20 protein-coding genes are annotated in these 21,538 nt (G+C 65.9%); 6 read left to right on the forward strand and 14 right to left on the reverse strand.

What is annotated here, in order from left to right; genetic code table 11:
- Positions 1 to 111: 111 nt before the first annotated feature.
- The 8 genes from AC3G88_RS14495 to AC3G88_RS14530 all read right to left on the reverse strand — a co-directional run bounded on the left by AC3G88_RS14495 (position 112) and on the right by AC3G88_RS14530 (position 6,386).
- On the reverse strand, positions 112 to 414 hold the full coding sequence (locus tag AC3G88_RS14495) for an EscU/YscU/HrcU family type III secretion system export apparatus switch protein (RefSeq protein ID WP_488772056.1): 303 nt from the start codon (positions 412 to 414) through the stop codon (positions 112 to 114).
- Positions 411 to 1,760: a flagellar hook-length control protein FliK gene (gene fliK / locus AC3G88_RS14500; RefSeq protein WP_488772055.1), complete on the reverse strand. Its 1,350-nt coding sequence runs from the start codon at positions 1,758 to 1,760 to the stop codon at positions 411 to 413. The genes AC3G88_RS14495 and fliK overlap by 4 nt, the downstream gene beginning before the upstream one ends.
- 74 nt (positions 1,761 to 1,834) lie before the next feature.
- Complete coding sequence (locus tag AC3G88_RS14505; protein WP_488772373.1) at positions 1,835 to 2,164, reverse strand: flagellar protein FliT; 330 nt, start codon at positions 2,162 to 2,164, stop codon at positions 1,835 to 1,837.
- Between the two features lie 2 nt (positions 2,165 to 2,166).
- A complete protein-coding gene (gene fliS, locus AC3G88_RS14510; protein WP_487522346.1) occupies positions 2,167 to 2,616 on the reverse strand; it encodes a flagellar export chaperone FliS in 450 nt (149 codons plus the stop codon).
- 17 nt (positions 2,617 to 2,633) lie between these two features.
- Positions 2,634 to 4,052, reverse strand: coding sequence for a flagellar filament capping protein FliD (gene fliD, locus AC3G88_RS14515; RefSeq protein ID WP_488893459.1), 1,419 nt, complete (start codon positions 4,050 to 4,052; stop codon positions 2,634 to 2,636).
- A gap of 48 nt (positions 4,053 to 4,100) precedes the next feature.
- On the reverse strand, positions 4,101 to 4,478 hold the full coding sequence (locus AC3G88_RS14520) for a flagellar protein FlaG (protein ID WP_488772052.1): 378 nt from the start codon (positions 4,476 to 4,478) through the stop codon (positions 4,101 to 4,103).
- A 126-nt stretch (positions 4,479 to 4,604) separates the two neighbouring features.
- Positions 4,605 to 5,795 carry a FliC/FljB family flagellin gene (locus tag AC3G88_RS14525; RefSeq protein WP_488772051.1) on the reverse strand — a complete coding sequence of 397 codons (1,191 nt, stop codon included), beginning with the start codon at positions 5,793 to 5,795 and terminating at the stop codon, positions 4,605 to 4,607.
- 270 nt (positions 5,796 to 6,065) lie between these two features.
- A complete protein-coding gene (locus AC3G88_RS14530) occupies positions 6,066 to 6,386 on the reverse strand; it encodes an RNA chaperone Hfq (RefSeq protein ID WP_092599433.1) in 321 nt (106 codons plus the stop codon).
- 917 nt (positions 6,387 to 7,303) lie between these two features.
- Between AC3G88_RS14530 and AC3G88_RS14535 the strand changes: the two genes are divergently transcribed.
- Entirely contained in the window at positions 7,304 to 9,307 is a 2,004-nt protein-coding gene (locus AC3G88_RS14535; RefSeq protein WP_488772050.1) for a methyl-accepting chemotaxis protein, read from the forward strand.
- Here AC3G88_RS14535 and AC3G88_RS14540 read toward each other — a convergent pair.
- The gene (locus tag AC3G88_RS14540; RefSeq protein ID WP_488772049.1) at positions 9,304 to 9,846 is read right to left on the reverse strand and encodes a DMT family transporter; all 543 of its coding nucleotides are present in this window, start codon (positions 9,844 to 9,846) and stop codon (positions 9,304 to 9,306) included. The genes AC3G88_RS14535 and AC3G88_RS14540 overlap by 4 nt on opposite strands.
- 91 nt (positions 9,847 to 9,937) lie before the next feature.
- Between AC3G88_RS14540 and AC3G88_RS14545 the strand changes: the two genes are divergently transcribed.
- Entirely contained in the window at positions 9,938 to 10,846 is a 909-nt protein-coding gene (locus tag AC3G88_RS14545) for a LysR family transcriptional regulator (RefSeq protein ID WP_488772048.1), read from the forward strand.
- 167 nt (positions 10,847 to 11,013) lie between these two features.
- Entirely contained in the window at positions 11,014 to 12,564 is a 1,551-nt protein-coding gene (locus AC3G88_RS14550) for an MDR family MFS transporter (protein ID WP_488772046.1), read from the forward strand.
- On the opposite strand, the gene AC3G88_RS14555 is transcribed toward AC3G88_RS14550, so the two are convergent.
- The 5 genes from AC3G88_RS14555 to AC3G88_RS14575 form a co-directional block, all read right to left on the reverse strand.
- Positions 12,565 to 13,443: an oxygenase MpaB family protein gene (locus tag AC3G88_RS14555; protein WP_400393204.1), complete on the reverse strand. Its 879-nt coding sequence runs from the start codon at positions 13,441 to 13,443 to the stop codon at positions 12,565 to 12,567.
- A gap of 147 nt (positions 13,444 to 13,590) precedes the next feature.
- Positions 13,591 to 14,628 (reverse strand): cytochrome d ubiquinol oxidase subunit II, encoded by a 1,038-nt coding sequence (locus AC3G88_RS14560; RefSeq protein WP_488772045.1) that lies wholly within the window; start codon positions 14,626 to 14,628, stop codon positions 13,591 to 13,593.
- On the reverse strand, positions 14,625 to 15,998 hold the full coding sequence (locus AC3G88_RS14565) for a cytochrome ubiquinol oxidase subunit I (protein WP_488893460.1): 1,374 nt from the start codon (positions 15,996 to 15,998) through the stop codon (positions 14,625 to 14,627). Before AC3G88_RS14565 ends, AC3G88_RS14560 begins: the two co-directional genes overlap by 4 nt.
- Before the next feature lie 3 nt (positions 15,999 to 16,001).
- Positions 16,002 to 16,652: a GbsR/MarR family transcriptional regulator gene (locus AC3G88_RS14570; protein WP_488772043.1), complete on the reverse strand. Its 651-nt coding sequence runs from the start codon at positions 16,650 to 16,652 to the stop codon at positions 16,002 to 16,004.
- Positions 16,653 to 16,878: 226 nt separating this feature from the next.
- Positions 16,879 to 17,865, reverse strand: a complete 987-nt coding sequence (locus AC3G88_RS14575) for an acetoacetate decarboxylase (ADC) (RefSeq protein ID WP_488772042.1) — start codon at positions 17,863 to 17,865, stop codon at positions 16,879 to 16,881.
- Between the two features lie 317 nt (positions 17,866 to 18,182).
- Here AC3G88_RS14575 and AC3G88_RS14580 point away from each other — a divergent pair, with 317 nt between their 5' ends.
- The 3 genes from AC3G88_RS14580 (at position 18,183) to AC3G88_RS14590 (ending at position 21,522) form a co-directional block, all read left to right on the forward strand.
- Positions 18,183 to 18,665: a MerR family transcriptional regulator gene (locus tag AC3G88_RS14580; RefSeq protein ID WP_488772041.1), complete on the forward strand. Its 483-nt coding sequence runs from the start codon at positions 18,183 to 18,185 to the stop codon at positions 18,663 to 18,665.
- A 95-nt stretch (positions 18,666 to 18,760) separates the two neighbouring features.
- Positions 18,761 to 19,228, forward strand: coding sequence for a (2Fe-2S)-binding protein (locus AC3G88_RS14585; RefSeq protein WP_488772040.1), 468 nt, complete (start codon positions 18,761 to 18,763; stop codon positions 19,226 to 19,228).
- The gene (locus tag AC3G88_RS14590; RefSeq protein WP_488772039.1) at positions 19,225 to 21,522 is read left to right on the forward strand and encodes a xanthine dehydrogenase family protein molybdopterin-binding subunit; all 2,298 of its coding nucleotides are present in this window, start codon (positions 19,225 to 19,227) and stop codon (positions 21,520 to 21,522) included. The genes AC3G88_RS14585 and AC3G88_RS14590 overlap by 4 nt, the downstream gene beginning before the upstream one ends.
- Positions 21,523 to 21,538: the final 16 nt, after the last annotated feature.

The raw sequence follows: 21,538 nt of genomic DNA on the forward strand, positions 1-21,538 counted from the left end.
TGCGCCAGCGGCCGGAACACGGGCCGAAATTGGCGCTATTTCAAGCAGGGCGCCGCAGGGGTGCCGTTTGCGGCGCCCGGCGTGGCGTGGCGGATGGCACGAAAATGGGGCTCAGCGCAGGGCGGGAATGCCCTCGGCGGCGCCGACGTCCGAACCGTCCATCCGGTGCAGCCACGCCAGCAGTTCGGCCACGGCCACATAGAGCTGCGGCGGGATCTGGCTGTCCAGATCCACCTGCATCAGCAGGTTGACCAGCGCCGGGGACCCGTGCACGTAGACGCCGGCGTCGCGGGCGCGGGCGATGATGGCCTCGGCGGACATGCCGTAGCCCTTGGCCACCACGCGCGGCGCGTTGTCGTGGGTCTGGTAGGAAAGCGCGACGGCGGCGCCGCGATCGGACGGGTGGTCGCTCATGCTGGCAGGGCGATGACGGTGGGCGTGGACGGGCCGTCCTGGGTCGACACATTCATGTTTAGCAGCGAGATGCCGCGCGCCTCCAGCTGGGTACGAAAGTCCGCGCGGCCCTGGATCAGGCGTTCGGCGGCATCCCGATCGGCGGCAACGAAGCGGGCCTCCAGCCCCTGCGCGCCCAGCGTCAGTACCGCATCGACGCTGCCCAGTGCCTGCAGGTTCAGCCGCAGGCGGGTGCTCCAGGTAGCTGGCTCGGCCGAAGCGCCACCCGCCTCGCGGTCGTGCTCGCGCGTGATTTCCCAGTCGACGGGCATGCCGGGCCACGCGTCGATCGTGGCGCGGAACTGTTGCGAGGCCAGCAGTTCCAGCTGCTGGCGCACCACGCCCTCGCTGGACGGATGAATGGGCGGGCCGGGATCGGGCTGCGCCTGGGCGGCCGCGGTGCTGCCGTCGGGCGCATTCCAGCTGGCGACGATAGCGGCACGCTGGGCCTGTGCGGCGTGGTGGCCCTCGTGCGAGATCTCGGCCGTGACCTGATAGGCGTGCGCGGCGGCGGATGCATGCGCGGCCAGGCGCTGCTCGGCGGCGGCGCTCTGCGGCGTCTGCGGTCCCGTCGCGGTATTGGACAGGTTCGGTGCCGTCTCGGCCGCGTGCGGGTGGCCGTGCGAACCATGGGCCGGCACGCCGGTAGATAACGGATAGATGACCGGGCGTGTCAGTTCGGCCAGGATCGTCGCGCTGGGCGGGGGCAGGGCGCTGGGTGCGGCCGGACCGCCATAGGGCAGCAAGGCGGCAGGTGCCGGCGCGGCGGGCGAGCCCGCTGCCGGCTGGCCTTGCGGCGGTGCAGTCTGGCTCTGGGCCGGATTGCGCAACGCGGCCTGCGGTTCCTGCAGCAGCGTGGACAAGGGGCGCTGGCCCATCACCCATTGCGTCAGATGCGATTCATAGAACAGTCCGCTCTGGTCGACAAAGCGCGCCAGCGCGCTGGCCAGGTCCTGCGTGGCGCCCGGCTCGCCTGAAGGCGATGTGGCCAGCAGCGGCGAATTCGCACGCGCCGGTACGGCATCGCCGGCTTCGAACAGATCGAGGATCGCCTTGGCGGCAAAGCTCAGCGTCTCGCGCGTGGAAGTGGTCTGCCCGGCCAGGCGCGGATCGGTGCCGCCCGGCATCAGCGCGTTCGGCTGGCGGGCCTGGGCGGTCTCGCCGGTCGACGACTGCACGTCGCCTTGCGACACCTCCTGCACGGGTATCAGCGCGGCGAGCTTGTCGATGGCCAGCGCGGGACGCGATAGCTGCGGGTCGGGTGCCTGATGCGGAATCAGGCTGGTAGGAATCTGGATGCCGGTCATGGACGCGTGTCAGCGATGGTAGCGGATGCGATACGCGTCGCGCCGTTCCCGCCGTCAGCCGGTGGGCGCGTGCTTCAGAGGGCGCCGTAGGCGGCGGTCAGTTCGAGCTTGCGGCGCGAGTTGTTGAGCAGGTTGCCCAGTTCGGCCAGGCGCGGCATGGTCAGGTCGCGGATGCGGGCATCGTAGGCCAGGATGCGTTCCAGCAGCTGGAAGCGGCGCAGGCGCTCGTTGTCGGTGAACGGCACGCTGTGGTCGAGCAGGCGCAGGCGATCCACTTCGGCCATATAGACCTTCTGCAGATCGGTCAGCGCATCCCAGTTCGACGCGCGTGCGGCGTCGAGCATCTGCTCGGAGAGCACCAGGAGCTCTTCGTAGCTGCGAACGATGGGGGACATGGCAAACATCATCAGTTGTCCTGCAAAACGGGGGGTGATGCCACGGCGGGCTCTGCCGGCGTGGCGTCTGCGGGGGCGGCCGGATCGATGGCGGCCCATGCCGAGGACAGGTTCTCGAGCAGGGCGTCCACCTCGGACAGCATGTCGGCGTCGCTGTGCAGGTTGGCCAGCATCAGGCGGCGCGTCATGTATTCATACAGCGATTCGAGATTGGCGGAGACTTCGCCGCCCACCTCGTGGTCCAGCACCGCGCGCAGGCCGTTGTCGATGATGTTGATGGCCTTGGAGATCGCATTGCCGCGCGCTTCGAGCTCGCCGTTTTCCAGATGGAACTTTGCCCGGGCGATGGCCGATCGTGCGCCGTCGTACAGCATCACGATCAGCTTGTGCGGACTGGCACTCATCACCCCGGTCTGGACCCCGACCTGGGCATAGGCGTTGATACCTTGGCGCGCGAACATTGAGAAACTCCGTGTGGTTACTTCTTGCTGCTGGACGTCAGGGCCGAGAACTGCTGCGTCAGGTAGCTGCTGGTCTGGTTCATCTGCGAGACCAGCAGGTCAAGCTGTGTGAACTGGGCGCGGTAGCGGTCCATGGTGGCGGTGATCCGGGTCTGCGTTGCGCTGTACTTGGTTTCCAGGTCTTTCAGCGTCGTCGTCAGGCTGTCGGTGGCTGCGCTGAGCGCGCCGCCGGTGGCGTTCAGACCGTCGATATAGCTGGTGATGGTCTTGCCCATGCCCGTCGAGCCGCTGGTGCCCGAGAAGAAGGCGGTCATGCCGGTGAGGTTGTTGGCGATGGCCTTCGTCAGCTTGTCGTCGTTCACCTTCAGCGAGCCCGAGTTCGAGCTGTCCAGGCTGAATTCGACACCCATGTCGGACAGCGTGACCATGCCGCCCTTGCCGTCCGACATCGGGGTGGTCAGCATCGCGCGCATCTGCGTCTGGATGTTGCGCAGCGTGCTGTCGCCGTTCAGGGCGCCCTTGCTGCCGGAGGACGTATCGAAGGCCGTCAGCGTCTTGGCGGCCGACAGCACGTTGTTGTAGGCAGTGACAAAGCCCAGGACGGCGTTCTTGATCGACGCGTCGTCGCGCGTCACGCTCATGCTGGTGGTGCCGGTGCCAGTCAGCGTCAGGGTCACGCCCTGCGCCGCTTCGGACACGGTGTTGGTCTGGCTGGTGATGTCGATGCCGTTGATCGTCAGCGCGGCGTCGGCAGCCTTGACCTTCTCCTGCATGCCGCTCGGCTGCGTGGCCACGGCCGGATCGTAGCCGACGATGTCGTTCACGGCGCTGTTGTCCGCGGAGACGCGCATCTGCGACTGCGTGCCGGTCTTGTCCGACGTCAGTACCAGGTGGTAGGGCGTGCCGCTGCCGTCATTGATGATGCTGGCCGTCACGCCGATGCCGGCCTTGTTGATCGAGTCCCGAATGCCTTGCAGCGAAGTGTCCGAGCCGATCGTCACGGTCTTGGTGCTGGTCGGCGTGCCGCCGGTGGCCAGGTTGGCGCCGAAGTCGATCGTGATCGTGCCGGCGCCGACTGCGGCGGTCTGGTCCGCCACCTGCTTCGACACCAGGCTCTGGGCCTGGGCCAGCGAGGTCACGTTGATGTTGTAGTTGCCCGCCACGGCGTTGGTGCCAGTGGTGGCGGACAGCACGCTGCTGTTGCCGACCGCCGCCTTCACGGCGCCGAACGTCGATGCGGTGGCCAGCGTCTTGGCTGCGGCCGAGTAGGCGTCCAGCACGCTCTTGATGGTGCCGTAGCCGCTCAGCTGCGACTGGTAGCTGGTGGCCTCGGTGTTGATCTGGTCGAGCGCGGTGTTCTCGTTCGTTTGGATCTTGTCGAGCAGGTCCTGCAACTGCAGATTGGAGCCGATGCCGATGGAGGAGATTCCGGACATGTTTTTCTACCTGTTGTTATCGCTTCAACTGATGGGGCTTGCGGTGAATCAGACGGCGTGGCTGACGAACAGCCCCTGGAGCTTGTCGATGGCGCGCGCGAAGCGCAGCACCTCCTCGCTGGGCAACTGGCGAATCAGGTCGCCGGTTTCCTTGTCCACGACCTTGGTGATGACGCGGTGGGTGGTGTCGTCGATCTCGAACCGCAGGCCGATCGACGTGGTCTTGAGCACGTCGACGAGTTCTTCCACGGCGGCTGCCATGTTGCCGGGGGTATTGCCCGAGCCGGCATGGCTGCCGGTGTCCTGGGCTGCGGCGGCCGGGCGCACGGCGTCGGCGGCGGTGGCCGGCACGGCGGGTGCCGGGCTGACAGCCACGGGTTCGGCGGTGATGCGTGCCGGCATGGATACGGGGGTGGAAGATGCCATGGTCAGCTCCGTCCGGTAGGGCAGGAAAAACTCTACGGTTGAAATGCTTTGCAGGCAGTGGTCTGCCTGCAAAACACTCCGGCAAAAAAACCGGGCCTTGCGGCCCGGTTTCTTGCGGCGCGGCGATTAACGCAGCAGCGACAGCACGTTTTGCGTGGTCTGGTTCGCTTGCGACAGCACCGACGTACCAGCTTGTTGCAGGATCTGCGCGCGGGTCATGTTCGACACTTCCGTTGCGTAGTCAGCGTCTTCGATGCGCGAACGCGAAGCCGACAGGTTGTTCACCGTCGTGCTCAGGTTGTTGATCGTCGATTCGAAGCGGTTCTGCACAGCACCCAGGCTCGAGCGCAGGTTGTCAACCGTTGCCAGGGCCTTGTCCAGCGTGGCCAGCGGGTTGGTCGTGGCCGGTTGCTGGAAGTCCGAAGCTTGCAGCGACGAACCGGTCAGCGTGAAGCCGGCGGTCTGGCCGTTGATCGATGCGTCGGTCGGCTTGACGGCGATGTACATCGTGGCGGACGTGGCGGTACCGTTGCCAGCGAAGCCCTTCGACGACAGAGCGGCGTCGTCGGCGGCGGTCAGGCCGGTCATGCTCACTTGCACGAACCAGTTGCCGTTCGAGTCAGCCACCACGTTCTGTGCGTTCACGGCAGCCGAGGTGTTCAGGCCCAGAGCGCGCTGGATGTCGGCGGCGGAGACGCCGGTTGCCGAAGCGCCGGTCACCGGCGTGGCCGAGCCCAGAGCAGCTTGAGCAGCGGCCGAACCGATCGAAGCCGTTGCGCCTTGCGGGCCGGCGACGCTGAAGCCAGCAACGCCCAGGGTAGCGGACGTGATTTGCTTCAGGGCGATCGAAATCGTTTCGCTGTCGTTGGCGCCAACCTGGATCGACATGTTCTGGTTCTTGGCCAGAACCTTCACGCCGTTGAACTGGGTTTGAGCCGACACGCGGTCGATTTCCGACAGACGCTGCTTGATTTCGTCCTGGATCGACTTCAGGTCCGACGACGAGTTCGTGCCGTTGGCGGCTTGCACCGACAGTTCACGCACACGTTGCAGGTTGTTGTTGACTTCGCTCAGCGCGCCTTCGGTCGTTTGAGCGATCGAGATACCGTCGTTGGCGTTACGCGAAGCTTGCGTCAGGCCCTTGATGTTGGCGGTGAAGCGGTTGGCGATGGCTTGACCAGCAGCATCGTCCTTGGCGCTGTTGATGCGCAGGCCCGACGACAGACGTTGGATCGCGCTGTTCAGCGACGATTGCGACGTGTTCAGGTTGCTCTGCGTTTGCAGCGACAGAATGTTGGTGTTGATGACTTGCGCCATGGTACGACTCCTATTTGCAATGTTTTAGGCATTCCGGCGGGTGCCGTAACGTTGGCTGCCTGCAGTGCAGGGCGTAGAGTGCCTCCGTTGCAAAGGTTATCGACCGTGGGTGAGAAGACTTTAGAGTGACTTTTGCGCGTGTTGCGGGCGTAGGCCGATCTGGTGTATGGCGGCTGCCCTGCCCGCCATTGGGCCCGTTGTGGCCCGCTATATATATAGAGGCGGAGGCGATGCCGCCGGCGGCGGCCAGCCCCGCGGTGGGCCGGGCGGTCAGCGGCGCTTGCGGGTACGCGGAATGAAGATCCGCACGAAATCCGGCGATACGTCGGCGTCCAGCATCGCCACGGCGTCGGTCGACGCGTGGGCGGGGGTTACCACCGTGATGGCGCGCTTGTAGATCAATGTCGGGGTGGGATCCTCGGCGGTCCGCCCGAGCAGGATCATGTAATTGTCCGACGCCAGCACGATGCCATTGAGCCGCGTGCCATTCGACAGATGCACGACCACCGCGGCACGGCTGGCGCTGTGCGCGGCGAACTGCAACTGCTGCAGCTTTCTGCTGGGTCTGGGAGCCTTGATTTCCTTCTTCACAACTTCTCCGGAAGAGCCCGCGAGGGTTCTGGCGGCTGACAACGGTCCGATTACCAGGGACTTTGCGTGCCGTCGCACTAAAAGTGACGGTTACTGCAGCCTGATCGCGGCGAGAATTGAAACATTCGCTCTCGGAACCGGTGCAGGGACACGACGACATGATTGCGGCGGACAGGCGTTCGAGCAAAGTGATGCACGCTGCCCTGCTACCCGGTGGGGTCGTCTCTGCCAGGAGAGAAGGGGAATACTTCAGGCGGGAGAGTAACAAAGTTTTACAAGCGTTGACGAACCCCCTGCGGGGCTGGGCCTAGAGGATTTGCTCTACTTATTTAGTTGCCGCACTTTTGTGATTCGTGTAGCACATATCGATTCGCTGCGAGTCTGTCAGGCCAGCGCATTCTCCACAACCCGCGCCAGCTAAAGGTTTCCGGGAAGCGTCCGTTATTCATCGATAAGTCTAAAAGTGTCCTAGTGCATCACTTTTGGCATACGAGTGATGCACGCGTTACACCCGCCATCAGGGGAATCCCTGATAGAAACGCGATTTACACCTCATGTAAGCAGGTTTATATTCGCGGTTCGGGACCGGGTACAGCCGGTCCCTTCATAGCAGTCCTGAAAGCCTACGAGCACCCCGCGCGTGGGCTTCTTTTTTTTGAGCCCGCATCCTTCGAAGCCATCCGCCGTTTCCGGCGTTGTGCCTCGCCCGTCCATTTGCGACGGGATCGAAGTGCCTGAGGCAGATTAGACGCCATGCGCTGCGCCCCCAATTTGTGGAAGAGCAGCGACTTTTCCCCCCATTTCATTTATTCGCTCAAGTGCAGCGTTCGGCCCGCCGTTACCGTGCCGTGCGACGCCCCGCCTCGGGCGGACGCAGCGCGTACAAATACAACCCGACAGACGAAAGGTACGAAGTCATGGGCTTGCGGAAAATGGGGATCGGCGCGCGGATGTCGCTGGCATTCGCCGTGGTGGTGCTGCTGCTGGCCGTGGTGGCCACGGTAGGCGTGAGGGCGCTGGGCGGCATGAACGACGCGATGCACCAGGCCGTGGAACAACGGCTGTTGCGCGTGCTGGATCTGAAGCTGGCCAAGGAACGGGTGCTGGCGATCGGCATCCTGGTGCGCGACACCGCCCTGACCGAAGACCCGGCGCTGGCGGAGCAGAACGCCGAGAAGATCGGCAAGATCCGGGAACAGGTCAGCGCCACGCTCGAAGACCTGGGCAAGGTCATGCGGGCTTCACCCAGCGCCGATTCCAGTGCCAGGTTCGAGCAACTGATGCAGGTGCGCGCCAACTACAACGGCCAGCTCGACCTCGTCATGCAGCAACTGCGTGGCGGCGCCTTCGATGGCGCCCGTGCTGGACTGGTGGTGACCCTGCCGGCGGCCCAGGCGGCGTACTTCGACAGTCTCGATGCCGCCGCCGAACTGGGCCGCAAGATGGCCATGGCGGCGGTCGACGAGGCCTCGGCGCAGTATGTCTTCACGCGCAACGTGCTGATCGGCATGTCGGCGGTGGCTGCCGTCATCGCCGCACTGCTTGGCATCGGGCTGGCGCGTTCGGTGACGCGTCCCGCTCACCAGGCGCTGGATGCGGCCGAGGCGCTGGCGCAGGGCCAGCTTGGCCACGCGATCCAGGTGCGCAGCCACGACGAAATGGGCCGCATGCTCGGCGCACTGGAACGTGCCTTCGGGCAGCTGGGCACGCTGGTGCGTGGCATCCAGCAGGCAGCCGGTTCAATCGACACCGCCGCCCGCGAAATCGCCAGTGGCAACACCGACCTGTCGCAGCGTACCGAAGAGCAGGCGGCCTCGCTGGAGCAGACCGCTGCATCGATGGAACAGCTGACATCGACCGTGCGCCAGAACGCCGAGAACGCGCGGCAGGCCAACCAGCTTGCCGTCAACGCTTCCGAAGTGGCCACCGAAGGCGGCCGCGCGGTGCGCAGCGTGGTGGATACGATGGACGGGATCTCGAAGTCGTCGGCCCGCGTGTCGGAAATCATCGGCGTGATCGAGGGCATTGCATTCCAGACCAATATCCTGGCGCTGAACGCGGCCGTGGAAGCCGCTCGCGCCGGCGAGCAGGGCCGGGGCTTCAGCGTGGTGGCGGCCGAAGTCCGCAGCCTGGCCCAGCGGTCGTCGTCGGCGGCCAAGGAAATCGGCGAACTGATCAATGGGTCCGTGCGCCAGGTGCAGGACGGTGCCAAACAGGTGGAGGCGGCCGGCAAGACGATGGACGACATCGTGACCGCCGTACGCCGCGTGACCGACATCATGGGCGAGATCTCGTCGGCCAGCGAAGAGCAGACCGCCGGTATCGAACAGGTGAGCCTGGCGATTACCCAGATGGAAAGCGTGACGCAGCAGAACGCCGCGCTGGTGGAAGAAGCCAGTGCTGCGGCCGAAAGCCTGCTGCAGCAGGCCGGCGGCCTGGTGACCGAGGTGGCGCGGTTCGACTTGGGGCAGGGCGGCATTGCAACCGCCGAGCCCTTTGCGCGGCAGCCGGCAACGCCGCGCGCGGCCGCGATGGCGGTCGCCAGGCCTGCGCGCGCCATGGCTGCAAAGCCCGCCCGGGCATTGCCCGCGCCCGCCGCCGAGCCGGTGAAGCGGGCCTTGCCGGTCAAGCCAGCCAAGCCGGTCCAGCCGGCCAGGCCGGCCCCGGTGGCTGCACAGGCGCCGGTGACGGCGCGGGCGCCGACCCGCGTGGCCGCCGTGCCCGCCGCGACGCGGCCGCCCGTGCAGCGCAAGGCCAAGGCCGAACCGGTGCTGTCGCGCCACGGCGCCAGGCCGGCCGCGCCGCGCTCGCCAGTGACGCATCAGCGCAAGGAACCCGTGCTGGCCACGCCCGCCCGCCGTCGGCCCGCCGCCGCGCCGACCCCGGCCACGGCCGATACCGGCGACTGGGAGACGTTTTAACGCTGGTGGTTGCGCAGCGAGGCGGCGCCAGACGCGGCGCCGTCTGCTTGCGTGGCCACGTCCCATGGCTGCCATTGCATGACTGCCATCCCGGCCAGCACCAGTCCCACCCCGGCCAGGCGCATCCAGGTGACGGGCCGGCTGGGCAGCCCCACCAGCCCCAGGTGATCGATCAGCAGCGAAGCCAGCACCTGGCCGGCCACGACGCCGACGATGAAGTTCGCGGTGCCCACACGGGGCGCCAGGATCAGCGCGGCCGTAATGTAGATCACGCCGAACACGCCGCCGATCCACTGCCACCACGGCCCGTGCAGGGCGCCGGCCAGCGCCGGCGGTGGCGCCCGCATGCCCCACAGCACCGGCAGTACCACCAGCAAGCTCAGTAGCAGCGACAGCACCGTGGCCCACAGCGGATGGCCGAGCGAGCGGCCCAGCGTGGCGTTGGTGCCGGCCTGGAACGGGATCATGGCGCCGGCAAGCAGCGCGATGCCCATCGGCATCCAGGTGGATGCCAGCGGCGTGGCCAAAGGTGCCGTCATGTAAAGTCTCCGGTTCAAGAACGAAGCACCCATGGTGCCCGCGGCTGGGCCGCCAGGGAAATTCGCAATCCTTACCTGAGACATTCGCCGCATGGATGACCTGCGCCGCCTCGACATGAACCTGCTGTTGACGCTGCACGCGTTGCTGACGGAGCAGCACGTCACGCGCGCGGCGCTACGGCTGCACAAGAGCCAGCCGGCGGTCAGCCACGCGCTGGCCCAGTTGCGCGACCTGTTCGACGATCCTCTGCTGGTGCGGCGCGACGCCGGCCTGGTGCTAACGGCGCGCGCGCGCGAACTGCTGCCGCCGCTGGAAGATGCGCTGAGCCAGCTCAACGGCCTGCTGCGCACATCCGCCTTCGATCCGGCCCAGGCCCGGCGCACGTTCCGCCTGGCGCTGTCCGACTATGGTGCGCGCATCATCCTGCCGACGCTGGTGCGCCACCTGCGCAGCGAGGCGCCCGGCATCGACCTGGCCGCCGTGCAGGCCAGCCGCGAAGCCATGCTCGCCAAGCTGGCCGACGGCGAGATCGACCTGGCGCTGGGCGTGTTTCCGCATCTGCCGCGCGATATCTGTGTCGACCTGCTGTTCGAGGACTACTACATTAGCGTGGCGGACGGCGCCACACTGCCCGCGCACGGCGACCTGGCGCGCGAGGCGTGGCTGGCCCGTCCCCACGTGCTGGTGGCGATGCGGCTCGATGCGCCGAGCGATATCGACGCCGCCCTGGCGGCAGCGGGCCTGGACCGCCATGTCGCGGTGGTCCTGCCGCACTGGAGCGCGGCGCTGGACGTGGTGGCCGGCACCGACCTGATCCTGACGGTGGCCGCCCGGACGCTGTCCGCCGCGCCGCCCCAGCCGGGGCTGTGCGCGTTCGCGCCACCCGTGGCGCTGCCATCGGTGCCATTTCAGCAGGCCTGGCATGCGCGGCGCGACACCGATCCCGCCCACCGCTGGTTGCGCCAGGCAGTACGCGCATGCTGTGAACCCTTGTCATAAAAGTGATGATGGTGTCTCTTTCACGCCTCGGTTCCGGGTCCAAAGCGGGCGTTGAACGGGAAACGACAAGCGCGGTTTTCAGCAGTCGCCTAAAATAGCGGCTCTCCTTCACCGACAAAAGAGCAGCGAAGCCCGTCCGGGCCTTCATCTGCCAGCCAGGCCACACCATGTCCGCAGCGCCCTCATCCCGGCTTTCCCCCGACGCTCCCCCGGCTGACGTCCCCGTCATGCAGGTCATCTTCGGCCTGATGCTGGCCATCCTGCTCGGCGCGCTCGAACAGTCGATCGTGGCCGTGGTGCTGCCCGACATCGCGCTGCAGCTCAATGGTTTCGAGGACATGGCCTGGGTGATTTCGGCCTATCTGGTGGCGTCGACGGTGGTGACGCCGATCTACGGCAAGCTGTCCGATGTGCTGGGGCGCCGCTCGGTGCTGACGTTCTCGATCATCCTGTTCCTGCTGGCTTCGATCGCCTGTGCACTGGCCACGACCATGCCGATGCTGATCGTCGCGCGCATCCTGCAGGGCCTGGGCGGCGGCGGGCTGATTTCGGTGTCGCAGGCCACCATCGCCGACGTGGTGCCGCTGCGCGAACGCGGCAAGTACCAGGGCTATGTCAGCGGCGTGTGGGCCGTGGCCAGCATGGCGGGGCCGGTGATCGGCGGCTACCTGGCGCACTTCCTGTCGTGGCGCTGGATTTTCTGGATCAACATCCCGCTGGCCCTGATCGCGCTGGTGGTGGTGCGCCGCGCGCTGCGCCATCTGCCCGTCACTGGCCGCAAGCACAGGATCGACTACCTGGGCGCGTTCCTGTTCGGCGGCGGCCTGTCCGGCGTGCTGGTGTTCCTGACCCGTCTGGGGCAGGGCCATTCGCCGCTGGAACCGCAAACGGTCGGCCTGCTGGCAGCGGGCCTGATCGGCATGGTGGTGTTCGTGTGGCAGGAGCGCCGCGCCGCCGATCCGGTGATTCCGCTTGCCATGCTGGGCGTGCCCACCGTGGCCATCTGCTGCCTGACGCTGTTCCTGTGCTTCTTCCAGCTGATCGCGATGTCGGTGCTGCTGCCGCTGCGCTTTCAGGTGGTGGGCGGGGCGGCTGCCGACACGGCCGCGCTGCGGCTGGTGCCGCTGACGCTGGCCATTCCGTTCGGCGCATATATTTCAGGCCGGCTGATGTCGTGGAGCGGCCGCTACAAGCCGCTGCAGATGACGGGCTGCCTCGTGGCGCCCGTGGCCATCGTGGCGCTGGCATTCACGCCACCGCAATCGGTGACGCTGGCGGCGCTGGTGATGATCATACTGGGCCTGTCGATCGGCCTGCAGCTGCCCAGCGGGCTGGTGGCGACGCAGAACGCCGTGCCGCCCCAGCAGGTGGGGATCGCCACGGCGCTGACAGCGTTTTCGCGGCTGCTGGGCGGTGCTGTCGGCGTGGCCGTGCTTACCACGGTGCTGATCGCGCTGCTGCGCCATAGCGGCGTGGCCGTATCGGACATGCGCGGCGGCGAGGATGTGCTGATGAGCATGTTCCGCCGGGCGATGTCCGGCGGCGACCAGGGCGATGCCGCCGCCGTGCGCGTGGCCGCCGAGCATGCGTTCCGCGTGCTGTTCCTGATGAGCGCGGCGGTCTCGTTGATCGCGCCGTTCTTCGTGGCCCGCCTGAAGGAAACGACGCTGCGCGGCAGCCCCGCCGCCGCAGCCAAGGCGGCGGCTACTGCGGAGTAATCAGGCGGCCGGCTGCGCCTGTACCCGCCGTCTGGCACGTGCCGCCAGGCCGGGCCCCAGCGCCCAGCGCAGCGTGGGCGCCAGTCCGCGCATGCCGGCCAGCGCCAGCGAGCGGCGCAGTGAAGGGCGGTGCAGACCAAGCATCTGGCGCGCCCAGGGTGGCAGCAGCGCCACGCCGGCATCGGCCATGGTTCGCACGGCCGGCACCAGCAGTGGGTTGGCCACCGGCATCGCCATGATCAGCCGGACCACTTCCTTTGTCCGGTCGCTGTTCACCAGACCGGGACGCTGGGCTTCCAGATAGGCATCGACCCCGGCGCGCGAGCGCGGCACGTCCGGTGCGCCCAGTAACGCCGCGACCGTCGCCGCTTCCGCGAAATACCGATCCTGCTCGGCTACGGACAGCGGCCCCACGTAGCGCAGGTATCCGGCCATGAAGCTCGACACCTCCGCCACGTGCACCCACGTCAGCAGGTCGGGGTCGTCGGCGGCGTAGGGCTGGCCATCGGGTGCCGTGCCCTGGATCGACGCGTGGATGCGCTTCACCCGTTCGATCAGCAGCATCGCGTCGGCCCGGCTGCCGTAGGTGGTGCCGGCGATGAACTGCGCGGTGCGCCCCAGGCGGCCCTGCATGTCGGTGCGGAAGCTGGAGTGGTCCCACACGCCGGCCAGTGCGCGCGGGTGTAGGGCCTGCAACAACAGCGCGCTGACGCCGCCGGCCAGCATCGCCGGGAAATCGGCATGCACGCGCCAGCAGACAGCGTCCGGACCGAACAGGCCGGGATCACCGGGCGGATTGTCGTAGTCGAGCGTCAGCCCGGAATTGCTGCGCGTAAGCGCGCGAACCTGATTGCCGGCGTGGCTGCGCAGGCGACGCATGAGCGGGCCGGTGGTAGCGCCCGCGGGCGCACGGTGGGTGGGGTCGGGCGAGGCGGACAAGGTGCGGAACGAAAAAGGCGGGTGTTGTCTGGCTATTGCCAGCATACACCCGCCGTGCCGCCACGGCCGTTGGCCGCGCGATGGCCGTCAGTCGTAGCGCAGGTCGGTGGCCTTGCCCCAGAACACGCGGTAGGCGTAGGCCGTATAGCCCAGGATCGTCGGCAGCACCACCGCGGCGCCCAGCAGGATGACCATCAGCGATTCCGGCGCGCTGGCCGCTTGCCAGATGTCGATGCGATCGACCACGAGGTACGGAAAGAGGCTGTAGGCCAGGCCGTTGAATGCCAGCAGGAAGATCACGGCCGTCCCGGCGAACGGCAGCCAGCACCAGCGGTCGTTGCCGTTGGCGTGCAGGTTGCGCATGCGGCGCAGGAACCGCTCGATGACCACGAAAAGGCCCATCGTCAGCAACGGGATTGGCGCCAGCATGATGATGTTCGGCAGCGCAAACCACTTGTCGAAGATGCGCGTGCTGACCATCGGCGTGACCACCGAGATCGCCGCCACGCCGGCCGCCGTCAGCCACAGGCTGCGCCGGGCCCAGTAGATGGCACGCAACTGCAGGCTTCCCGTGGTCTTCATGATCAGCCACGTGGCGCCCAGCAGGCAGTAGCCGGCCACCAGGCAAAGCCCCACGGCCACGGCGAACAGCAGGTTGGGCAGGTCGTAGCGGAAGCCGGTGATATAGAGGCCCAGCATCAGCCCCTGCGAGAAGCTGGCCAGCAGCGAGCCCGCATAGAACGCGAAGTTCCACCACGGCTTGTGCGGATCGCGCGCCTTGACGCGGAAGTCGAACGCCACGCCGCGGATGATCAGTCCGGCCAGCATCAACGCCACGGGCAGGTACAGGTTGGTCAGGATGACGCCGTGGGCCAGCGGGAATGCCGTCAGCAGCAGCCCCACGCCGAGCACAAGCCAGGTTTCGTTGGCATCCCAGAACGGGCCGATCGACGCGATCATGGTGTCCTTGTCGGCATCGTCGGCGCGGCGCAGCAGCACGCCCACGCCCAGGTCGTAGCCGTCGAGGATCACGTAGATCAGCATCGACAGGCCCATCAGCGCCAGGAACACCAGCGGCAGGCAGCCGGCCGGCTGGGTCAGGTCGTGAATCGTGGCCGGGTTCATTGCGCGCTCCTGGGTTGGCCGATGACGGGTTGCGGCGTGCCCTCGGCGGGGCCGGACGCGGCGTACTTGCCCGCCTTGCGGGCCAGGTGGAAGACCACCGATATGTAGGCGACGATCAGCGCCAGATACAGCGACAGATACATGGCCAGGGTGCTGCCGATCATGGCGGCGGGCACCTTCGAGGCGGCCTGGGCGGTGGTCAGCACGCCGTAGACCAGATAGGGCTGCCGGCCGATCTCGGTCACATACCAGCCCGCCACCAGCGCGATCCAGCCCGAGAACGTCATCGCCACCAGCACGCGTGCCAGCCACGGCGACGGCGCGCCCTGCCGGCGGAGCTGCCAGGTGCCCAGCCACGACACGGCCAGCATCAGCAGGCCAACCCCCACCATGATGCGGAAGGCGAAGAACAGCGGTGCCACGGGCGGATGCCGATCGGCAAAGGCGTCGATGCCCTTGATCTCGCCGTCGACCTTGTGGGTCAGGTAGATCGAGGCGAGCTTGGGAATCGCGATCTCGAAGTCATTCGACTGCGTGGTCGCATTGGGCAGGCCGAACAGCACGGCCGGCGCGCCCTTTTCGGTCTTCCAGATACCTTCCATGGCCGCGATCTTGGCCGGCTGGTGATGCAGCGTGTTCAGCCCGTGCAGGTCGCCGGCCACGATCTGCAGCGGAATCAGCAACGCCGCCAGCGTCACGCCGGTGCGCAGCGAATGCATGACTTCGCGGCCGCGGTCGTGGCGAAGCCAGCGATAGGCCGAAATGCCGGCCAGCAGGAAGGCCACGGTCAGGCCCGACGCCAGCAGCATGTGCACGAGCCGGTAGGGGAACGACGGGTTGAAGATGACTTCGAGCCAGCTTGTGACATGCGCGCGGCCGTCGATCATCTCGAAGCCGGCCGGGGTTTGCATCCACGAGTTCAGCGCCAGGATCCAGAATGCCGACAGCGTGGTGCCGCCGGCCACCAGCAGCGTGGCGATGGTGTGCATGCGATTGCCCACGCGCCGCATGCCGAACAGCATGATGCCGAGGAAGGTGGCTTCCAGGAAGAACGCGGTCAGCACCTCGTAGGCCAGCAACGGGCCGGCGATGTTGCCGACGGTTTCCATGTAGCCGGGCCAGTTGGTGCCGAACTGGAAGCTCATGGTGATGCCGCTGACCACGCCCAGCGCGAACGTCAGCGCGAAGATCTTGACCCAGACGCGGTAGGCGTCCATCCAGCTTTCATCGCGGGTCTTGTTGTAGCGCAGCTTGAAGAACAGCAGCACCCACGCCAGCGAGATGCTGATGGTGGGGAACAGGATGTGGAACGTGATATTCGCGGCGAACTGGATGCGCGCCAGTATCACCGGATCGACACTTGCAAACACGGGTTACTCCTTGCGGGGGCGGGCAGACTTTGCAGGGGGCTTGCTGCTGGCGGACTTCGCCGGGGCCTTGTCGGCCTTGGCAGTCTTGTCTTTCGCGGCGCCGCCCATGCCGATGGCAGAGGTCAGCCGGTCCTTGACGTCCAGCAGCTTGGTGACGCGCGAGCCCAGGCGCATCAGCTTTTCGAGGGTGGCGACATCGAGCTTCTGCATGTCGCCGAACCACGTCGTGACCAGCAGGATCAGCCCGTACATCTCCTTCATGCGGGCCTGGGCGTGCCGGTCTTCGTCGGACAGCGGCGTCTCCAGCTGGACTTCGCGCAGCATCGACAACGTGGGATCGATCTCGCGCCGGCGACGTTCCTCGGCCAGCGTGCGGAAGATCGCCCAGACATCGTCGGGCGCGGAGAAATACTCGCGGCGGTCGCCGGGCTGGTGCGACAGCTTCACCAGGTTCCAGGATTCCAGTTCCTTGAGCCCGATGCTGACATTGGAGCGTGAAAACCCAAGTGATTCCGCGATCTCGTCCGCATTCAGCGGCCGCGCGGCGGTAAAGAGGAGGGCATAGATCTGACCAACCGTGCGGTTGATCCCCCAGCGGCTGCCCATCTCACCGAAGTGGAGGACAAATCGCTGGACCAGGGGCGAGAGCTGCATTGTCTGTTTTGAATTTTCAGAAATTTGTGAAAGTTTAGAACAAAACTTAGAGGCGTGCGCGGGGCGGATGGGGTGGAGGGGTGTGGCGGGGTGTCGCAGTGCCGCGGATGAACCTGAAGTGGTCATTGGAGATCACTGTCCGCCGCGGACGAGGATGCTATAAGACGGTGGCCCAAAGGACTGCCCGTAAGATGCCACCGGTGTCAACTCGACACTAAAACTTCCATCAAAGCGGCTTGGGCGAGTACAGGGCGCTTTGGAATTCCGGGACGTACTCGTACTTGAGCATCTTGCCGAGCTTCAAGGACTTGATGAATGTCGACAGGCTTCCTTCCGTCAAGCCGAGGCTCACCGTGCCCGCATTTGTGCTGGAGGCATGGCTGAGCTGCCGGGAAGTTGCAAAACCGGTGGTCAATTTCCCTTGCTGGTCCACGTTTGTAAAGCGATGGGTCACCATCGAGATCTTGCTCGAGAGATCGCCCAGCTTTTCCGCGTCGATGGTGACATCGACTTTGCCCGTTTCGCTGTCGAGGATCTGGACGATGACTGACTTCTCGGTCTCGCGGTAGTGGATGCCTGTCAGCCATTTGGGGAGGTTATAGCCGACAACACCCCGTACCCTCGCCAGCTCCGTGTTGACAGGAAGCTTCAGTACGTAGCCCCAGAAGTCACCGGACATCGCCTGACTTATCAAGGTAAGGGGCCCCAGGCTGGAACTGCCCGGCCGATTCGTGATGACCGAGAGACCCATCTCGTTGTAAGCGTCGTTATCGCAAAAGTGGTAGGCGTAGGCGGTGAGCGCGACAAGGCCGCGGCCGGGCCAGATCTGAAGCGGTTGCACCTTCTCGAGCACGTCCGCCGGCATCAATTCCCGCAACCTGTTCAAGTCGGCGGTAAAGATGATCGTCACCCTGCTGTTCTTGTAGTAGAAATTCGGCGAATAGGATTCGAAGCCAATATCCACCTTCTCCTTCTTGAGTTCCTTGAACCAGCTCAGGTCAACGTCCGGGGCTTCCGCCGCAATGACGGAAAGAGGCGGATTGGAGCGATAGCGGTCATACAGCCCGCCTTTTACGACAGGGACCTCATGGCCGGCAATATTGATTGTTGTGCTCTCTGCGGGCTGGATAGTCGATGCGTCATCGGCCCAGATAGGGCTCGAATTGGCGCTTAGAAGTACACCGGTAGCCGCCGCCAGTTTTCGGATCGTCATGTGGTTGGGTAGTGGTCATTGGATCGTGCGTCGACTCTAAGTTTGAAGTCAGCTTTAATGTCAACATCATTTTTGGCTGGCAGCGGGTTGCCACGGGAGGCCGGGGTTCTCGTGCCTCCTGCTTAATATGTGCACGAATAGGCACTATTAGGAGCCTGTTCTCGGGGCGGGTGCCTGACGGATGCTTGACCTTCAAGTTCAGTTGAACCTTAGAGTTCAGACTGAAGGCAGTTTCAACGTATTCAGCCATGGGGAATGGTCAGCGACATTGGGAGCCGGTTTGGCCCCACCAACTCTGCACGAGGGGTGTGAAAGACATGAAGATCGGAGAACTGGCAAAGCGGACCGGCCTCGCCCCCTCGCGAATCCGCTTCTACGAGGGCATCGGTCTCCTGAAGGTCGAGCGTCAGGCGAACGGCTACCGAAGCTATCCATCCCAAGCCGTGCTGCTGCTCAACCTGATCGCCAGCGCGCAGCAGGCAGGCTTCACGCTCGACGAGATTCGCGCGCTGCTGCCTCCCGATCTGGCGGAATGGCAGCATGGGTCGCTGGTCGAAACGCTGCGCAACAAGGTGCGTGACATCGAGGCAATGGAGGCGCGGCTCGCTCAGAGCAAGGCGCACATTCATGCACTGCTGGCTGATATCGAGGGCAAGCCAGCGGGAATCGACTGCGCTACCAACGCGAAGCGGGTGCTGTCGCGCATCCGATCCGGGGAAATGGAAGGCTCGAGCCTGGCACCCGACGACGTCGCCATGTTTCGAAAGGCAAGCCGGCGCCGGCGGGAAGAACCCACGTAGTGGACAGGCGATAACCGGTCATCACACGTCCACGCGACCGCCGGCTGAATGGCGGAATGTCATCAGACCCCTGGATCAGGGCAAGGAAGCAATACATGAATCTGGACGTCAACCACCGGCCGGTCAGCGTCGAATGCGACCCGGCCACGCCCTTGTTATGGGTGCTCCGCGACCATCTGAACCTAACGGGCACCAAATTCGGCTGCGGGGTGGCGGCTTGCGGCGCATGTACCGTGCATCTGGAGGGGAACGCGGTGCGCTCCTGCGTCCTGCCCGTGGCAGCCGTGGCGGGAAAGCGCGTTACCACGATCGAAGGGCTGGCTGGCGCGCCGGGCAAGCGCCACGCGCTGCAACAAGCCTGGATTGACGAGCAGGTGCCACAATGCGGCTACTGCCAGTCGGGGATGTTGATGGCGGCCGCGGACCTGCTCGCCAGGCAGCCCGACCCGAACGATGCCGACATCGATGCGGCCATCACCAACATCTGCCGCTGCGGCACGTATCCGCGCGTGCGCACTGCCATCAAGCGCGCTGCGAAGGCATTGCGGGAGGGGAGCGCATGAGCGCCGGCACAACTACCCCACGCCGCGGGCGGCGTCGCTTCCTGCTTGGGGCGCTCGGCCTGGGCGGCGCGCTGGTGGTCGGCTGGGGCGTGATGCCGCCGCGCAGCCGGCTCGGCGACGCCGCGGCATTCCCCGGGACGTCTGGTCAGATTGCGCTGAATGGCTGGATCAAGATCACGCGGGAAGGCGACGTCATCCTGGCCATGCCGCGCGTGGAGATGGGGCAAGGTATCCACACTGCGCTGGCGATGCTGGCCGCAGAGGAGCTCGATATTCCGCTGGCGCGGGTAAGCATCGAGTCGTCCCCCATCGAGCGCATCTATGGGAATGTCGAGGTGATGGACATCAATTCGCTGCCGCTTCATCCCGACGACGCGGACAAGGCCTGGGCGCGCGCGTTGCATTGGATCATGGCCAAGGGCGCGCGAGAGATCGGCCTGATTATCACCGGCGGCAGCAGCAGCGTGGCCGACGGCTGGCAGCCGGTGCGCGAGGCCGCCGCCACTGCACGCGCCACGCTGGTGGAAGCGGCAGCGCGTGAATGGGGTGTGCCGGCGGCACAGGTGACCGTGCGCGAAGGCCAGCTCATCGGTCCAGGCGGCAGGCAGATGCCTTTCTCCGCTGTCGCGCAAAAGGCCCGCGATATGGGGCCGCCCTCCAACGTCAAGCTCAAGCCGGCTGCGCAATATCAACGGATTGGCAAGCCGGCGCCGCGTAACGACATCGCAGGCAAGACGGATGGCAGCGCGCGCTTTGCCATCGATGCGCGGCCGCCGGGCATGCTGTACGCGGCGGTCGTCATGTGCCCCGTCTTTGGCGGCAAGCTCAGGGGCTTCCAGTCGAACGCAGCACTGGCGATGGCAGGCGTGCGGTATGTCGTGCCGTTTGACGGCTCGACCGGCGGAGCGCCAGGCGTAGCGGTGGTGGCCGACCACTACTGGCAGGCACGTCAGGCGCTGGCAACGCTGGAACCCGTCTGGGATCAGGGGCCGCACGCCACACTGGATTCCGCCGGCATCCGGCAACAACTGGTGGGTGCGCTCGACAGCGACAACGGCGGCTTTACCTACCGTTCCACGGGCGACAGCCTGAACGCCTTCGCCAGCACGGACGGCGCAATGGTCGTCCAAGCCGAGTACAGCGCACCCTACCTGGCCCATGCCGCCATGGAGCCGATCAACTGCACGGCCCAGGTGAGCAAAGACCGCGTTCAGCTCTGGGCGCCTACCCAGGTGGCAACCCTGGCACAGCTTGTTGCCGCCCGGGTGGCCGGCGTGAGCCGGGATCAGGTGCATATCGACATCCCGTTCATTGGCGGCGGCTTCGGGCGGCGCCTGGAGTCGGACTTTATCGGGCAGGCCGTTTCGATTGCCTGCAAGACCGAAGGCCGTCCGGTACAGGTGATCTGGTCGCGCGAGGACGACATCCGGCACGACTTCTATCGTCCGCAGGCCATCGCAAGGCTGAGGGCCCGCGTGGAGAACGGGCGGGTGACAGCCATCGCCTCGCGCAGCGCCGGTCAGTCGATCATGGCTGGCGAGTTGGAGCGGCTGTTCGGCGCGCCGTCGCTCGGAATCGATCGTTATACCGTCGAGGGGTTGTTCGACCTACCGTATGAAATCGAGCATGCGCATATCGCGCACTTGACGGTGCAGCTGCCGGTACCGATCGGGTTCTGGCGCAGCGTCGGCCACTCCTACACCGGCTTCTTCCTGGAGAACTTTCTGAATGACGTGGCTGCTGCCGCCGGGCTCGATCCGCTGGCTATGCGGCGCGATTTGCTGAAGTCGCACCCGCGTGAACTGAGGGTGCTCGATACGGCCGCCAGAGCGGCAGGCTGGGGACAGCCGCTGGCCCCCCACACTGACGGCTCGCCGCGTGCGCGCGGGCTTGCGCTGCACAACGCGTTCGGCTCGGTGGTGGCGCAGGTGGCGGAGGTGTCGCTCAAGGACGGCAAGCCACGTGTGCATCGCGTTGTCTGCGTCGTGGACTGCGGCACGGTGGTCAATCCGGGCGTCGTTGCCCAGCAGATGGAAAGCGGGATTATCTTCGGGCTGACGGCCGCACTGTACAGCCAGATTCAGATCAAGGACGGACAGATCCTGCAGACCAACTTCACCGACTATCCGATGATCAAGATGGCGGAGACCCCCTTGATCGAGACCCACATTGTGCCGAGCACGGCCGAACCCAGCGGCGTCGGTGAAGTGGCCGTGCCGCCAATCGCGCCCGCCGTGGCACATGCCGTCGCCCAGCTCACTGGCAATCCAGTTCGGCAACTGCCAATGGTGTAAGGCAGCGGGCGCGGCC

Source organism: Cupriavidus sp. 86D6 (assembly GCF_057815095.1).

Bases quoted from the DNA above. Each gene is read 5' to 3' on its own strand.
- AC3G88_RS14495 (WP_488772056.1), bottom strand. From the start codon at position 414: ATGAGCGACCACCCGTCCGATCGCGGCGCCGCCGTCGCGCTTTCCTAC.
- fliK (WP_488772055.1), bottom strand. From the start codon at position 1,760: ATGACCGGCATCCAGATTCCTACCAGCCTGATTCCGCATCAGGCACCC.
- AC3G88_RS14505 (WP_488772373.1), bottom strand. From the start codon at position 2,164: ATGTTTGCCATGTCCCCCATCGTTCGCAGCTACGAAGAGCTCCTGGTG.
- fliS (WP_487522346.1), bottom strand. From the start codon at position 2,616: ATGTTCGCGCGCCAAGGTATCAACGCCTATGCCCAGGTCGGGGTCCAG.
- fliD (WP_488893459.1), bottom strand. From the start codon at position 4,052: ATGTCCGGAATCTCCTCCATCGGCATCGGCTCCAATCTGCAGTTGCAG.
- AC3G88_RS14520 (WP_488772052.1), bottom strand. From the start codon at position 4,478: ATGGCATCTTCCACCCCCGTATCCATGCCGGCACGCATCACCGCCGAA.
- AC3G88_RS14525 (WP_488772051.1), bottom strand. From the start codon at position 5,795: ATGGCGCAAGTCATCAACACCAACATTCTGTCGCTGCAAACGCAGAGC.
- AC3G88_RS14535 (WP_488772050.1), top strand. From the start codon at position 7,304: ATGGGCTTGCGGAAAATGGGGATCGGCGCGCGGATGTCGCTGGCATTC.
- AC3G88_RS14540 (WP_488772049.1), bottom strand. From the start codon at position 9,846: ATGACGGCACCTTTGGCCACGCCGCTGGCATCCACCTGGATGCCGATG.
- AC3G88_RS14545 (WP_488772048.1), top strand. From the start codon at position 9,938: ATGGATGACCTGCGCCGCCTCGACATGAACCTGCTGTTGACGCTGCAC.
- AC3G88_RS14550 (WP_488772046.1), top strand. From the start codon at position 11,014: ATGTCCGCAGCGCCCTCATCCCGGCTTTCCCCCGACGCTCCCCCGGCT.
- AC3G88_RS14555 (WP_400393204.1), bottom strand. From the start codon at position 13,443: ATGCGTCGCCTGCGCAGCCACGCCGGCAATCAGGTTCGCGCGCTTACG.
- AC3G88_RS14560 (WP_488772045.1), bottom strand. From the start codon at position 14,628: ATGAACCCGGCCACGATTCACGACCTGACCCAGCCGGCCGGCTGCCTG.
- AC3G88_RS14570 (WP_488772043.1), bottom strand. From the start codon at position 16,652: ATGCAGCTCTCGCCCCTGGTCCAGCGATTTGTCCTCCACTTCGGTGAG.
- AC3G88_RS14575 (WP_488772042.1), bottom strand. From the start codon at position 17,865: ATGACGATCCGAAAACTGGCGGCGGCTACCGGTGTACTTCTAAGCGCC.
- AC3G88_RS14580 (WP_488772041.1), top strand. From the start codon at position 18,183: ATGAAGATCGGAGAACTGGCAAAGCGGACCGGCCTCGCCCCCTCGCGA.
- AC3G88_RS14585 (WP_488772040.1), top strand. From the start codon at position 18,761: ATGAATCTGGACGTCAACCACCGGCCGGTCAGCGTCGAATGCGACCCG.
- AC3G88_RS14590 (WP_488772039.1), top strand. From the start codon at position 19,225: ATGAGCGCCGGCACAACTACCCCACGCCGCGGGCGGCGTCGCTTCCTG.